Here is a 15,241-nt window from a genome sequence, read left to right as displayed (position 1 = left end):
TTAAAAAATAAAGATTTTTATAACATTCTGTCTATTAGAATGTTTCGTACATTTCATTCTAAAAATAAGAACACACCTTTGTTTGCACATAGCGCATAACTCTGAGATTTTGCAGTTTTTGGCATGGAAATCGCTTAATTCTTATCATTGTTCCGATCTAGGAAAATGCTCAATCATTTTCTACCTTGCTTTTAAACATACTTGGGGTATATCCATTTGACGATTAGCACTCCATTTTCACGTTTTTCAGACTATTTCATTGCTGTTGCCAGAACAGGAAGTCTAAGAAAAGCCGCAGATCAACTTTATATTTCAGTGTCTGCAGTCCATCGCCAAATTGCTCTTGCTGAAGAAGAGCTAGGAGTACCATTATTTGAACGCTTGCCCAATGGCCTAAAACTCACACTTGCAGGTGAAATGTTATATGCTGACCTTTTAAAGTGGCAAAAAGAATTCCAAATGACACGAGTCAGGTTTGATGAAATTCAGGGCTTGTCACGAGGGAATATTGAGTTAGGATTAATTTCAGCATTAAGTGATGGTTTTGTGCTTGACTCTATTGAGTATATTTACCAGCAATATCCTTGGATCAATTTTAATATTCAAATCCAAGACAGTGATCAAGTTGCAAAAATGATTGCCAATGCCGAAATTGATTTTGGTATTTTGCTGAATCCCAAAGAACATCATCATCTAGATGTTTTGGCATTTATCGAAATCCCACTCGGATTTGTCATGTCCAAACAACATCCATTAGCTAAAGCCCCAAAAATCAATTTTTCAGATACAGTTAGCTTTAAGCATTTAATTCCGTGCGCACCACTCATTATTCATGACTATGCCAACGCATTGTATAAGCACCATAAATTTACGCCATCGCAGAAAACAGAGTGCAATGATATCCATATGTTGACATCACTATTAAAACGTAATTTGGGCATTGGCTTACTGTCGTATATTGATGCATATCCCCTCATCCAAAATGAAAAGCTAATTTTTAGCCCAATCCATGAAAAGGGTCTATATCCTCTCACTATTGCACTTTGTGTTGCGCCTAAAAGACAAATTTCACGCATTTCTCAGGTCATGATTAAGCATTTAGTTGAGCAAATGGAGAAAGTCAAAAACAGTATGACGCTGCTCTAATTTTTTGTGTTGATAAATTATAAGCTTGGTATAAAAGTTGCTGTAGTTCTATCAAATAAAATATTTAGGTTGATCTATGGCTTCAATATGGATTAAAAACCCAATGGCTATTTATACTGCAAATGCATTTGATGCGCGTGGGGGACTACTGATTTCAGATGGGAAAATCACTGAGCTGATTGCTCTAGGAGCCAACCCTACTCAACCCTTTGAAGAAATATTTGATGCCAAAAATCTTGTCATTACGCCAGGGCTTATTAATAGCCATCATCATTTTTATCAAACTCTAACTCGGGCTTGGGCTCCTGTTGTAAATGCGCCACTTTTTCCTTGGCTGAAAACCCTTTATCCAGTTTGGGCCAAGCTTAATCCAGAGCAACTGCATTTAGCGACACAAGTAGCTTTGGCAGAACTCGTGCTTTCAGGTTGTACCTTTGCAGCCGACCACCATTATTTATTTCCAGAACAATTAACTGACGCGATTGATATTCAAGTACAAGCTGCACAACAAATTGGTTTACGAGTTATGCTCACTCGCGGTTCAATGAGCTTAGGTTCAGATGCAGGTGGTTTACCACCACAACATACTGTTCAAGAAATAGATACTATTTTAAAAGACTCTGAGCGTCTGGTTCAGCGCTATCATCAGCGTAGTGAAGACGCCATGGTGAATATTGCTCTTGCGCCTTGCTCTCCTTTTTCTGTGACACAAGATATTATGCGCGAAAGCGCTAAACTGGCGGATTTTTACGACGTTCGTCTACATACCCATTTAGCAGAAACCCTTGACGAAGAAAACTTTTGCATGCACATGTTTGGTATGCGAACCGTTGATTATTTAGAAAGCGTAGGCTGGCTCAATAGCAGAACATGGCTGGCTCACGGTATCCATTTTAATGCCGAGGAAATTACACGCTTAGGACAAGCCCATGTCGGAATTTGTCATTGTCCGCATTCTAATATGCGTCTAGCTTCAGGTATTTGCCCAACCTTTGATCTCATACAAGCAGGTGTTCCTATTGGACTTGGTGTGGATGGTTCTGCTTCTGGCGATGCTTCTAATTTGATACTTGAGACGCGTCAAGCTATGTATTTACAGCGTTTAAAATATGGTGCCGAAACCATCACGCCTGAGCTAGCTCTTGGCTGGGCAACAAAAGGGTCAGCACAACTGTTGGGGCGTGAACAGCATTTAGGGCAAATTGCTGTTGGCTATCAGGCAGATCTTGCTTTTTATAGTCTAGATGAACTTCGTTTTTCAGGTGCACATGATCCACTTGCTGCACTATTGCTTTGTGGCGCTGATCGAGCAGAACATGTAATGATCAAAGGTCAATGGATCGTAAAAAATCAAAACCTAGTCTCGGTAGATTTAGAACGCTTACAAGCTGAACATCGTATTGCAGCTAAACAGTTATTAGCCGCTTAAAAACCGAAACATTGAATAAAAAAATAAGAACTGAAGGATTATCCCTTCAGTTCTTATGCGCGAAGTTTCACGTCAAAGACTAAAAGTTATAAATCGCAACCAAGTTCACACGGTTGTCTTCACCTTTCTTACTGCCATTTGCCGCAGGTGCAAACGCCTCACGCTCACCGTAGACATACTCAATCCCAAGACTAACAGGCTGAACAGGGCTATAGAATAAATTCCCCCATGCCTGCCATAAGTTTTTATTGATTTTGGTATCATCAGCGACAGCATCAAGATAGTCCTGATTTTTATCAAAAGTCATATAACCATAAGCTAACGTGCCGCGTAACTTGTCATTAAACTTCTGCGTTAAACCGACAGTAATTGAGTCAAACTCACTTTGTTCAATACTTGTACCCGTTGAAACAACACCCGAGTTGGTAAAGGATACAAAGCTGCTATCGCCTTTGACATGATAATAATCGGCTTTTACCGAAGTGACCGGAGAGATGTCAAATTTGGCACCAACACCTACGCCATACGCCCACTTTTCTTCATTTTGAATGCGTTTTTCATGCGCCATTGCACGTCCACTGACTGATAATGCATCATTAAACTTATGGTTCAGTCGTCCGGTAAATGCAGGCATACGTTGGCTAATGCTACTATCTTTCGGATCTTCCACGGCTGCAACTAAGTTGGTATTTGGCGTGAATTTATGAGTATAACGCACTTGAGGGGTACGTTTAATTGAAGCACCCACATAAGCCAAAGCATCAATCGTTTCAGGGATATAGTCTGGGGTTGCAAAGTTTGACCAGGTTTGACCAATTAACCAGTTCCCATAATTTAAATACGCATGACGAATACGTAAATTATCAAGGTTTGTACCGCCTAAAAAGTCAACCTCAATTTTAGCATTTAAGTTCTGATCGGCCATGGGTGCCTTAAAATCCAAACCTAATCGTGTTGCTGAAAGTGTTGATCTTAAACGATCGCTATTTTCAGCATTACCCTTTAAAGGCACACTATTGATCTGATTATACGGCATATCACGAGCACCACCTTCAGCCTGATACGATGCGTCCATACGAACATTACCGTATAAATTGAACTCTGCCCCACCTTTGGTTAAACCCAAACCCGTTTTTTCAACCGTCTTAGGCGCTGTTGACACTTGTCGCTCAACAGCACTCAGTTGAACAGCTTGCTGCTGTTGTTGCTGAGTGTACTGTTGAAGCATTTGTCTTAACGCATTTACTTCATTTCTCAGTTGTTCAACTTCTGTCGTAGTATTGCTTTGCGCATGTAATGCAGCGCTACTGAACATAGATAGTGTGACAACTAAAGCATTCTTCTTAAATTGTTTCATTTAACACGGGTCCTGTGTATATAAGTCTGTCCTGACTTTTACTCTTAATATTTTGGATCTCTTTTTCACTGCTGTTATTCAACGCAATGCAATTTTTTTAATACTTTAAAATTAATCTTTTATCGCATTAAAACTGCGTTAAAAACAACTTATAAAAAAGCATATTGATTCTAACAGTTCGTTCAGTTTTTAACATGAGCCTACTACTAATGCACTAGACTCATGGGTTCAATATTATTTAATTGGCCGTGGATTTAACGGCATCAAACACTTGTTTTGATTTAGCTTTTTCACCATCAACAGATACTTTTAAATTCACCATAAATACGGCTAAAGCCGCAATCACACCAGGTATCGCAATCACGAGAAAATTCATTTGATGTGGCAATTCAAAAGTTAACAGTGCACCTGTCAGTACAGGCCCGACAATTGCGCCAATGCGTCCTATGCCTGAAGCCCAGCCCATACCTGTAGAGCGCACTGCTGTTGGGTAGAACTGTGCAACAAAGGTATACAGTAAAATTTGTGAACCAATAGTCGCTGCACCTGCAATCGCAATCAAGGTATACAGCACCATTTGCGGGCTATTGAAGCCAAGTAGAATCAGTGCAATAGCACCTACGGTAAACATCGTTGTTAAAACTGGTTTTAAGTGGAAACGGTCTGCCAAAGCACCACCGCCAATTGCGCCAACCATACCGCCAATATTTAAAGCAAATAAGAAAATCATACTTGCACCAAGCGAATAGCCTGCTTGAATCATGAGTTTTGGTAACCAGCTTCCAAGCGCATAGACCATGAGCAGGCACATAAAGAATGCCACCCAAAACATCATAGTGCTAAAGGTACGACCTTGTTGGAACAATGCTTTTAATGGTGCATCGTCGCCTGCAACCGCATCATTCAATTTAAAAGTGGTCTCTGGTTGAATGTCTTGTTCAGGTGAAATTTTTCGCACAATTTCACGGACTTTTTCAGTTTCGCCTTTTTTAGTCAGGAACATTAAAGATTCAGGTAAAAACTTCCAAAGAATCGGTAAAGCCAGAAATGGAATGATGGCGATATAGAACATGATTTTCCAACCATAGTCTGTTACCAACCATGCACCCAATAAAGCTGAGGTCATCCCGCCAATGGCATAACCACTGAACATAACCGCAACAAGTGTGCTACGAATGCGCTTTGGGGCATATTCAGTCATGAGCGCGACCACGTTTGGCATCACTCCCCCAATGCCAAGCCCTGCAAGAAAACGTAAAATACCAAACTCAATAGGGTTGCTTGCAAATGCGCCTAAAAAGGTGAAACCACTAAAAATAGCCACACAAATCATAATGGTCTTTTTACGGCCCAATTTGTCAGACAACGTACCAAAGCTCATTGCACCGAACATCATGCCAAACAAGGCTGTACTCGCAAGTAAGCCTGCTTGTACTGCACTGAGTCCCCACTCTTGCATCAGAAGTGGCAATGCCACACCGTAGATGACTAAATCATAGCCGTCAAAAATAATAATCAGTAGACACCAAATGAGTACACTCCAATGAAAGGGCGTAAATTTGGCTTCATCGACCACCGTGTTGATGTTAACTGGATTTGTATTCACTTTAAGCCTCCTGCTTGCGAATGTTTGTTGCTGTGCACATTGCAGCAAAAGTAGCTTTCTTGTCCAAAACTGAATAACTCTATATTTATACCTTTAAGGTCGGTTAAGGTTTTTATTGTTTTAAATAAATAGCTTATATAACTCATAATTACAGTGAGAGACAGAAAATAAGCAAAACCAAGCGAAAATGACTATAAAAAAGCCATCTCAGAGGATGGCTGAAATGGCTCATTTTAAAATGTAGACTTTAAAAGTATCGTGGAATTTTAATCTACAAGTTTAGATAAATGCACGGTCATATTTGATCGCTTCAAGGTCATAGACCTGATAAATACAATCAAATAACGAACGAATATCCTCACTTTCATCCATAGAGCGAATCGCAAGAAAAATTGGGCTTCTTGCTGCATCATCTAAGATTGGAATGTAGTTCAAATGCGGGAGTTGAATGGTTCTTGCACTTTCTGGAACTACACAAATCCCTTCTCCAGCGGCGACCAAACCCAGTGCTAACTGTATTTCACGAACCTCTTTTAAATGTTTCGGTTCGAGCCCATATTCTGAAAATAGACTTTGTACCTGAGTCGAAAAATTTGGCTTTGGATGACTTGGATAAAGAAATAAGTTTTCATCAACCAAGTCAGACAGGTACACACCCTGCTTGTGTGCCGTTAAAGGGTGACTAGAATGTGCCGCTAACATTAACGGTTCTTCACGCAGTAAAACCCGACGCACAGCAGGATCGGAAATGCGTAAACGTCCAAAACCAACATCAATACGCCCTTCTTTTAAGGCTTGAATTTGGTCTTTGGTACTCATTTCAATCAATTCTATTTTTAAATGCGGCTGTTGCTGGCGAAATAAATACACAATTTTAGGCAATAACCCATATAACAAAGAACCCACAAAGCCCATCGTTACCGTTTTTTCCACCAAACCCACCCGCTGAGTCATGGTTTTTACTTCTTCGGCATTAGACAAAAGTTTAACCGCATGTTGATAGAAGAATTGCCCTGCTTCTGTGGTCTTGAGTGGACGGCTGCCACGTTCAAATAATTGCACTCCCAATTCAGCCTCTAGATTTTGAATCTGGCGGCTTAAAGGAGGCTGTGCAATGAATAGTTTTTCAGCAGCTTTGGTAAAACTCTGCTCTTCTACAACAGCTACGTAGTAGCGGAGGTGTCTCAATTCCATGACCTTTGATACCTTTAAGATATATTAAAATGCTAATTTGATCTTCGACAGTTCATATTTATTCTTTTAAGGTATATCACATCAGGTACACAACGCAAGGCTGCGCAGAGTTAAGATGTATAAATCTATAGAAACCTTACTCGTCGAAATCCCCACTATTCGCCCGCACAAAATGGCGGTAGCGACTATGCAAACGCAAACGCTTGTTTTGGTGAAAATCAGCACTGAAGATGGCTTTGTCGGCTGGGGTGAAGCAACAACGATTGGCGGACTGGGCTACGGTGAAGAAAGCCCTGAAAGTATTAAGACCAATATTGAAACTTATTTTGCCCCTTTATTAAAGTCCCTTAAAGCTCAAAACATCGCACAAATCATGCGTGCTTTGAAAAAGAATATTAATGGTAACCGTTTTGCCAAATGTGCAATTCAAACGGCTCTACTCGACATCCAAGCACAACGTTTAGATTTACCCCTTTCTGAAGTGTTGGGTGGCCGTTTACGTGACAGCTTACCTGTACTTTGGGTATTGGCATCTGGTGATACTGAAAAAGACATCGCTGAAGGCCGAAAAATGATTGAGGCGAAACGCCACAATATTTTCAAACTTAAAATTGGCTCACGTCGTGTAGAAGAAGATGTTGAACATGTTCTTGCAATTAAACAAGCATTGGGTTCAGACATTTCTATCCGTGTTGATGTGAACCGTGCATGGTCTGAGCTAGATGCGATTAAAGGCATTCAACTGCTACAAAATGGTGGTGTTGACCTGATTGAACAACCCTGTGCAATCGACAACATTGATGCGATGCAGCGTTTAACACGACGTTTTGATCTTGCCATCATGGCGGATGAATCGCTCATGGGGCCGAGCTCAGCCTACCGTTTAGCCAAAACTAATGCGGCCTCTGTTTTTGCAGTCAAAGTGGCTCAGTCTGGTGGACTAATCGAAGGTCATGAAGTCGCAAAGATTGCCAACTTAGCAGGAATCGACCTATACGGCGGCACCATGCTTGAAGGTGCAGTCGGCACGATTGCTTCGGCACATTTGTTTTCGACCTTTGAAAATTTAGCTTATGGCACCGAGTTATTCGGCCCACTGTTGTTAACCCAAGATATTTTAAAAACCCCACTTCAATACACTGACTTCGCCTTACATCTACCCCAAGGCAAAGGACTCGGTATTGAGTTGGATGAAAACAAGATTGATCAGCTGCGCCGCGCTTAAGCGACGTCTTAACCGTTTAGGAGTTACACATGCTTTTTCACGTACGTATGGATGTAAACATTCCACTGGATATGCCTGCTGAAACTGCCAGTGAAATTAAAGCAGTCGAAAAAGCATATTCGCAAGAGCTACAAGCTCAGGGCAAATGGCGACATATTTGGCGCATTACAGGTCAGTACTCAAACATCAGTATTTTTGATGTAGACAGCAATGAAGAGCTACACAACATTTTGCAAGGTTTACCCCTGTACCCGTATATGAACATTGAAGTGATGCCTTTGAACCAACATCCATCGTCTATTCGCGAAGATGATCGCTAATTTAAAAAGATTTAATGCAGTTTAATCACTGGAACCTAATGAGTAATCCAGTGAAAGAAATTAACAAGGAGCGTGGCAGCTAGCTTTTCAACCTATTCATAAAGCCAGCCACCACACAGCAAACATACTTAAGGAGCAATAGTATGAATCGTCAACAGATTGATGCACTAGTCAAAACAATGAATGTGGATACAGCAACAGGCCCTGTAGACGCACGTACTCAACAAATTGTAGTTCGCCTATTGGGTGACTTATTCCAAGCAATTGAAGACTTAGATTTGAGTCAAACTGAAGTTTGGAAAGGCCTAGAATACTTTACGGATGCAGGCCAAGCCAACGAACTCGGGTTACTTGCAGCGGGGCTTGGCCTTGAGCACTACCTCGACTTACGTGCAGACGAAGCCGATGCCAAAGCAGGCATTACAGGCGGAACACCACGTACCATCGAAGGTCCTTTATATGTAGCTGGCGCACCTGAATCAGTTGGTTTTGCACGTATGGATGATGGTTCTGAAGAAGGCAAAATTCCGACCTTGATTATTGAAGGGACTGTGACCGACACGAATGGTCAGATTATTGAAGGTGCAAAAGTTGAAGTTTGGCATGCCAATAGCTTAGGTAATTACTCTTTCTTCGATAAGTCCCAATCAGACTTCAATCTACGTCGTTCAATCATTAGCGATCAAGATGGTAAATACATTGCGCTCACCACGATGCCTGTCGGTTACGGTTGCCCACCAGAAGGGACAACTCAATTTGTATTGAACAAGTTAGGTCGTCACGGTAATCGTCCCTCGCACGTGCATTACTTTGTATCTGCGCCAGGCTACCGCAAGTTAACCACTCAATTCAACATTGAGGGTGACCAATACCTGTGGGATGACTTTGCATTTGCAACCCGTGAAGGCTTAGTGGCTACCGCTGTCGATATTACTGATGAGGCTGAAATTGCGCGCCGTGGTTTAACAGGTCCATTTAAACACATTCAATTCAATGTTGAACTTGTGAAAGACCAAGCGGCTGCACCATCAACTGAAGTTGATCGTCGTCGCGCAAGCGCTTAATTACCATTGGAACCGAAATAGCCACTGCAAAGTTGCATTTCGGGGACTTCCTCACTTTTGGAAAGTCGGAGAACGGACATGCCACGTATCCCAGTTATTAATACTAGCCATCTCGATCGTATCGACGAATTACTTGTCGACAACTTTGAAACAGGCGAATTCAAACTTCATCGTTCAGTTTTTACTGATCAAGCCCTTTTTGACCTAGAAATGAAATATATCTTCGAGGGTAACTGGGTTTACTTGGCACACGAAAGCCAAATTCCAAATAACAATGACTATTACACAACGTATATTGGCCGTCAGCCTATTCTGATTGCACGTAACCGTAATGGTGAACTCAATGCCATGATCAATGCCTGTTCACACCGTGGTGCACAGCTTTGTCGTAATAAACGTGGCAATAAAGCAACCTATACTTGCCCTTTCCACGGTTGGACATTTAACAACTCTGGCAAACTTTTAAAAGTTAAAGACCCAGCAGATGCAGGTTATTCAGACTGTTTTAACCATGAAGGTTCACACGATCTAAAAAAAGTTGCACGTTTTGGCAACTACAAAGGTTTCTTGTTCGGTAGTTTAAATCCAGACGTACCCTCTTTAGAAGAATACTTAGGCGAAACTAGTAAGATCATTGACATGATTGTGGATCAGTCTGAGCAAGGTCTCGAAGTTTTACGTGGTGCGTCTACCTACACTTATGAAGGCAACTGGAAATTGACTGCGGAAAATGGCGCAGATGGTTATCATGTTTCCGCGGTACACTGGAACTATGCTGCTACCACTCAACAGCGTAAAGAAAAACAAGCGGGTGACAACATCCGTGCCATGAGCGCAGGTGCTTGGGGTAAACAAGGCGGTGGTTCATACGGTTTTGACAATGGCCACATGCTGCTTTGGACACAATGGGCGAACCCAGAAGACCGTCCAAACTTCCCGAAAGCCGACGAATACTCTGAAAAATTTGGCGAAGCAATGTCTAAGTGGATGATTGAGCGTTCACGTAACTTATGTCTTTATCCAAACGTCTATTTGATGGATCAGTTCGGTTCACAAATTCGTGTACTCCGCCCGATTTCAGTCAATAAAACCGAAGTCACCATTTATTGTATCGCGCCTGTGGGTGAAGACACGGAAGCACGTACACGCCGTATTCGCCAGTACGAAGACTTCTTCAATGCATCAGGTATGGCTACACCCGATGATTTAGAAGAATTCCGTGCATGCCAAGCAGGTTATGCAGGCATTGAACTGGAATGGAACGATATGTGCCGCGGTTCAAAACATTGGATTCAGGGCCCAGATGATGCTGCCAATGAAATTGGTCTAAAACCAAAACTTTCAGGTGTCAAAACTGAAGATGAAGGTCTCTATCTTGCACAGCACCAACACTGGTTAGACATGATGAAAATTGCCATTGCGAATGAAAAAGCACTGGCTGTTGAAACTGCAAATGAACAAGGAGAAGTTGCATGAATGCTCCGACAACACTCAATACGGTTAGCATCGAACAAATCAGTCAGTTTTTGTATCAAGAAGCACGCTTTTTAGATGATGAACAATGGGACGATTGGCTTGCATGTTATGCCCCTTCTGCATCGTTTTGGATGCCTGCATGGGATGACGACGATACCTTGACTACAGATCCGCAGTCTGAAATTTCACTGATTTACTACCCAGACCGCCAAGGTTTAGAAGACCGTGTCTTCCGCATTAAAACTGAACGCTCCTCTGCGACTATGCCAGACACACGTACTTGTCACAATGTGAACAACATCGAAATGATTGAGCGTGATGGCGATAAAGTTACTGTCCGTTTTAACTGGAATACGCTGAGCTTCCGCTACAAAACCAGTTATAGCTACTTTGGTATGTCGCGTTATGAAATCGACTTTTCAGGTGAAAAACCACAAATTTTAAGCAAATACGTGGTACTGAAAAACGACTATATCAACCAAGTGATTGATGTTTATCACCTCTAAGTTAGCCACACATCCTTAGTATGCTTTCAGCCAAATGGAGTTTTGGCTGAAAGTTCCAAGTTTCAAAGTTTTTAAAGGATATTCAGCCATGTCAAACCACAATGTTGCACTTCAATTTGAAGATGGCGTAACGCGTTTTATTACCGTGACTCAAGGTGAGTCTTTATCAGATGCCGCTTACCGCCAAAAAATTAACATTCCGCTAGACTGCCGTGATGGTGCATGTGGGACTTGCCGCGCTTTTTGCGAATCTGGTAGTTATGACATGCCTGAAGAGACGTATATTGAAGATGCGTTAACACCAGAAGAAGCGGAACAAGGCTATATTCTGGCTTGCCAATGTCGCCCAACCTCGGATGCTGTATTCCAAATTCAAGCGTCATCTGAAGTGTGTAAAACCGAAATCCACCAGTACCAAGGCACTTTAGTCTCTGTCGAAAATTTATCAGAATCGACCATTACTTTTGATATTCAGCTCGATGAAGGCCAACCTGACATTCACTTCCTTGCTGGTCAATATGTCAACGTCGGCATTCCAGAGACAGCAGAAACGCGTTCATATTCATTTAGCTCGAAACCGGGCAACCGTTTAACTGGTTTCGTGGTCCGTAATGTGCCGAATGGCAAAATGAGTAGCTTTTTAAGTGGTGCTGCCAAAGCGGGCGACAAAATGACTTTTACTGGTCCATTTGGTAGCTTCTACTTGCGTAATGTGGTTCGTCCTGTGGTTATGCTTGCAGGCGGTACTGGTATTGCACCCTTTATGTCTATGTTACAAACTTTAGAAGAAAAAGGCGCTGAACACCCTGTTCGTTTAGTGTTTGGTGTTACCAATGATTTCGACTTAGTGGCTTTAGAACAGCTCAATGCCCTCCAAGCTAAACTGCCATGGTTCGAATACCGTACTGTGGTTGCAAGCCCAGACTCTGCGCATGAGCGTAAAGGTTATGTGACTGGGCACATTGACAATGAATGGCTCAATGGTGGTGATGTTGATATCTACCTCTGTGGTCCTGTACCTATGGTCGATGCTGTTCGTGGTTGGTTAGATAGCGAAGGCGTAAAGCCTGCAAACTTCCTGTTTGAAAAATTCTCTGCAAACTAATAGATCACCCAATATTTAAGTCATAGAAAAAATGATACGCGAAAACGTCATTCGCAATTGTTCGAGGCCAGACTGCTTGGTAAAAAAGCCTTTTCTGCGAGAAAGATATCAAGTAATCGGTTTCTGACGAGTTTTGTGATGAGGTGCACTGCACCGCAAGGTGGTTTCTTGCGAAGCGCTGCTTCTCATTTTCCCAAAAGAAAAGTAAGTCCAACCAAAGGTTAATCCGGTAAGTGATATTCAAATGTTAGGACGCCGGCGTGCCAAATTTATAAATTTAGAAAATCATCTTTATGTTGGATGATGAGCGAGTTCAAAAATGGCGTTAAATCAAAGATTTTTAAACAAAGTCGTGATTGTGACTGGTGCCGCTCAAGGCATTGGTCGCGGTGTTGCACTCCAAGTAGCTGAAGAAGGTGCGCAAGTTGTCTTAGCTGATTTATCCGACTATGTCGATGAAACATTAGCAGAGATTGAAGCACATCAAGGCGATGCTATAACCGTCAAAGCCAATCTTGAAACCTTTGCAGGCGCACAAGCCGTTGTTGAAAAAGCACTTGAAGTCTATGGCCGTGTTGATGTACTCATCAATAATGTCGGTGGTGCGATTTGGATGAAACCCTTTGACGAATTTTCTGAAGAAGAAATCATCAAAGAAGTCAATCGCTCATTATTTCCAACGCTATGGTGTTGTCGTGCAGTTTTACCTGAAATGATTAAAAATCAGAAAGGTACGATTGTAAATGTGTCTTCTATTGCAACTCGTGGCATCAACCGTGTGCCGTACTCGGCATCCAAAGGTGGGGTCAATGCCCTTACAGCATCATTGGCTTTTGAGCATGCCAAAGATGGCATCCGAGTGAATGCAGTTGCGACAGGTGGAACCGAGGCACCGCCGCGTAAAGTGCCACGTAATGCAAATCCACTGTCTGAAAATGAAAAAGCATGGATGCAACAAGTGGTCGATCAAACCATTGATCGTAGTTTTATGAACCGTTATGGCACGATTCAGGAACAAGTAAATGCGATTGTATTCCTTGCTTCAGATGATTCGTCATATATGACAGGTACAGTGGTTCCTGTAGGCGGTGGCGATCAAGGCTAATTGATCGTCGCAAAACTTTATATACAGGATCATGTCTGCATGGAGGCAAATGAATGGCTACCCTGTTTAAAACTTTGAAAGAAGATTGGTCTATTTCAGCCACTGTCGCAGGTTTTTTGGCGGTGCTGATTTCCTATTCAGGACCACTCATTATCTTCTTTCAGGCTGCGCAACAAGCTCAGGTTTCCCCGACCATGATGATTTCATGGATTTGGGGTATTTCTATAGGGGCAGCCGTGGCAGGGATCTTCCTTTCCATTAAGTTTAAAGTCCCTGTGATTACCGCATGGTCTGCACCGGGTACAGCTTTATTGGTCACGCTGTTTCCGAATATTAGCCTGAATGAAGCTGTAGCCGCTTATATCACCTCAGCAGTGGTAATTTTCCTGATCGGGATCAGTGGTTACTTCGATAAATTGTTGAAATGGATTCCGCAGTCGGTTGCAGCAGGCATGATGGCAGGGATCTTATTTCAGTTTGGTTTGGGTCTTTTTAGTGCAACTAACAGTATGCCGATTATTGTATTTAGCATGCTGTTTGTCTTTTTAGTCGCAAAACGAATTTCACCACGCTATAGCATGCTTTGGGTACTGCTTTCAGGTGTAGCCTTGAGCTTTGGGCTTGGTGAAGTGAATGCGGTGAGTTTAGATTTCCAACTTGCTACTCCTCAGTTCATTAGCCCTGAATGGACTTGGCACTCCACCTTAAACCTTGCCCTGCCTTTAATTTTAGTCAGTCTGACGGGACAGTTTTTACCGGGCATGGCCATCATGAAACTGAGTGGTTATGACATGCCTGCTAAGCCGATTATCACCACCACCAGTATTGCGTCTTTAGCTGTTGCATGTGTCGGCGGTATCACCATTGTTTTAGCGTCGATTACGGCTGCACTGTGCATGGGCAAAGATGCGCATGAGTTAAAAGAAAAACGCTATATCGCAGGCGTTGCTAACGGCATTTTCTATATTTTAGGTGGTTTGTTCGCAGGCAGTATCGTTCTGCTCTTCAGCTTGCTGCCAAAAGAGCTTGTTGCTGCTTTGGCTGGCTTGGCTTTATTGGGAGCGATTTCAACCAATATTGCTGTAGCCATGAAAGATGAATCTCAACGAGATTCTGCACTCATTACCTTTTTAGCTACAGCTTCAGGTATGCACTTTTTGGGTCTAAGTTCCGTTTTTTGGGGCATCGTTATTGGTTTAACTGCGCATCTGATTTTAACCAAACATAGTCCTGAAGTTTCAGCTTTAGCTTCACGCTCCAATCCAAGTTCTAAAAGTTAATAGGTACGCTGTACCTAGGACAATATTATGATTGATAAAAGTTCAGCTTCTATAACAGAAGCACTTTCGCAAATAAAGGATGGCTCAACCATCATGATTGGTGGTTTTGGTACAGCAGGACAACCTGCTGAACTGATTGATGGCTTGATTCAACTCGGCATTAAAGACCTTACCATCGTTAGTAACAATGCTGGCAATGGCGACTATGGGTTAGCCAAGCTACTCAAAGCGGGTGCTGTGAAAAAAGTCATTTGTTCGTTCCCGCGTCAGTCCGACTCTTGGGTCTTCGATGAACTCTATCGTGCAGGCAAAATCGAATTGGAACTGGTGCCTCAAGGTAACTTGGCCTGTCGTATTCAAGCCGCAGGTATGGGACTGGGTGCAGTCTTTACGCCTACAGGCTACGGTACTTTATTGGCTGAAGGCAA

14 protein-coding genes are annotated in these 15,241 nt (G+C 42.3%); 11 read left to right on the top strand and 3 right to left on the bottom strand.

The features are described 5' to 3' along the window. Nucleotides 1-222: 222 nt before the first annotated feature. Entirely contained in the window at nt 223-1,146 is a 924-nt protein-coding gene (locus tag GBI16_RS07935) for a LysR family transcriptional regulator (RefSeq protein ID WP_086210942.1), read from the top strand. A gap of 76 nt (nt 1,147-1,222) precedes the next feature. Then, a complete protein-coding gene (locus GBI16_RS07930) occupies nt 1,223-2,575 on the top strand; it encodes an 8-oxoguanine deaminase (protein ID WP_151706861.1) in 1,353 nt (450 codons plus the stop codon). A gap of 79 nt (nt 2,576-2,654) precedes the next feature. Here GBI16_RS07930 and GBI16_RS07925 read toward each other — a convergent pair whose 3' ends face one another. The 3 genes from GBI16_RS07925 to GBI16_RS07915 form a co-directional block, all read right to left on the bottom strand. Further along, nucleotides 2,655-3,932 carry a DcaP family trimeric outer membrane transporter gene (locus GBI16_RS07925; RefSeq protein WP_151706860.1) on the bottom strand — a complete coding sequence of 426 codons (1,278 nt, stop codon included), beginning with the start codon at nt 3,930-3,932 and terminating at the stop codon, nt 2,655-2,657. A gap of 238 nt (nt 3,933-4,170) precedes the next feature. Beyond that, complete coding sequence (locus GBI16_RS07920) at nt 4,171-5,538, bottom strand: MFS transporter (RefSeq protein ID WP_119063937.1); 1,368 nt, start codon at nt 5,536-5,538, stop codon at nt 4,171-4,173. Between the two features lie 279 nt (nt 5,539-5,817). Next, on the bottom strand, nt 5,818-6,732 hold the full coding sequence (locus tag GBI16_RS07915; RefSeq protein ID WP_086210932.1) for a LysR family transcriptional regulator: 915 nt from the start codon (nt 6,730-6,732) through the stop codon (nt 5,818-5,820). 115 nt (nt 6,733-6,847) lie between these two features. Between GBI16_RS07915 and GBI16_RS07910 the strand changes: the two genes are divergently transcribed. From GBI16_RS07910 to GBI16_RS07870, 9 genes are all read left to right on the top strand, one after another. After that, nucleotides 6,848-7,957, top strand: a complete 1,110-nt coding sequence (locus GBI16_RS07910; RefSeq protein ID WP_151706859.1) for a muconate/chloromuconate family cycloisomerase — start codon at nt 6,848-6,850, stop codon at nt 7,955-7,957. Nucleotides 7,958-7,986: 29 nt separating this feature from the next. Next, entirely contained in the window at nt 7,987-8,277 is a 291-nt protein-coding gene (catC, locus tag GBI16_RS07905) for a muconolactone Delta-isomerase (protein WP_151706858.1), read from the top strand. A gap of 143 nt (nt 8,278-8,420) precedes the next feature. Then, the gene (catA, locus tag GBI16_RS07900) at nt 8,421-9,341 is read left to right on the top strand and encodes a catechol 1,2-dioxygenase (RefSeq protein ID WP_151706857.1); all 921 of its coding nucleotides are present in this window, start codon (nt 8,421-8,423) and stop codon (nt 9,339-9,341) included. A gap of 78 nt (nt 9,342-9,419) precedes the next feature. Further along, nucleotides 9,420-10,817 (top strand): benzoate 1,2-dioxygenase large subunit, encoded by a 1,398-nt coding sequence (gene benA / locus GBI16_RS07895; RefSeq protein WP_086210935.1) that lies wholly within the window; start codon nt 9,420-9,422, stop codon nt 10,815-10,817. Then, nucleotides 10,814-11,323: a benzoate 1,2-dioxygenase small subunit gene (gene benB / locus GBI16_RS07890; RefSeq protein ID WP_110975456.1), complete on the top strand. Its 510-nt coding sequence runs from the start codon at nt 10,814-10,816 to the stop codon at nt 11,321-11,323. The genes benA and benB overlap by 4 nt, the downstream gene beginning before the upstream one ends. Before the next feature lie 88 nt (nt 11,324-11,411). After that, nucleotides 11,412-12,428 (top strand): benzoate 1,2-dioxygenase electron transfer component BenC, encoded by a 1,017-nt coding sequence (gene benC, locus GBI16_RS07885; protein WP_151706856.1) that lies wholly within the window; start codon nt 11,412-11,414, stop codon nt 12,426-12,428. 319 nt (nt 12,429-12,747) lie between these two features. Further along, nucleotides 12,748-13,533, top strand: a complete 786-nt coding sequence (benD, locus tag GBI16_RS07880; RefSeq protein ID WP_151706855.1) for a benzoate diol dehydrogenase BenD — start codon at nt 12,748-12,750, stop codon at nt 13,531-13,533. 53 nt (nt 13,534-13,586) lie between these two features. After that, entirely contained in the window at nt 13,587-14,813 is a 1,227-nt protein-coding gene (benE, locus tag GBI16_RS07875) for a benzoate/H(+) symporter BenE (RefSeq protein WP_151706854.1), read from the top strand. Between the two features lie 27 nt (nt 14,814-14,840). Next, the coding region (locus tag GBI16_RS07870; RefSeq protein WP_151706853.1) for a 3-oxoacid CoA-transferase subunit A at nt 14,841-15,241 on the top strand (401 nt) is incomplete at its 3' end.

This window comes from Acinetobacter sp. TUM15064 (assembly GCF_008980265.1).
Lineage (GTDB): Bacteria > Pseudomonadota > Gammaproteobacteria > Pseudomonadales > Moraxellaceae > Acinetobacter.
Note: the sequence above shows the minus strand (reverse complement) of the source record. Positions and strands in the feature narration are given on the sequence as shown.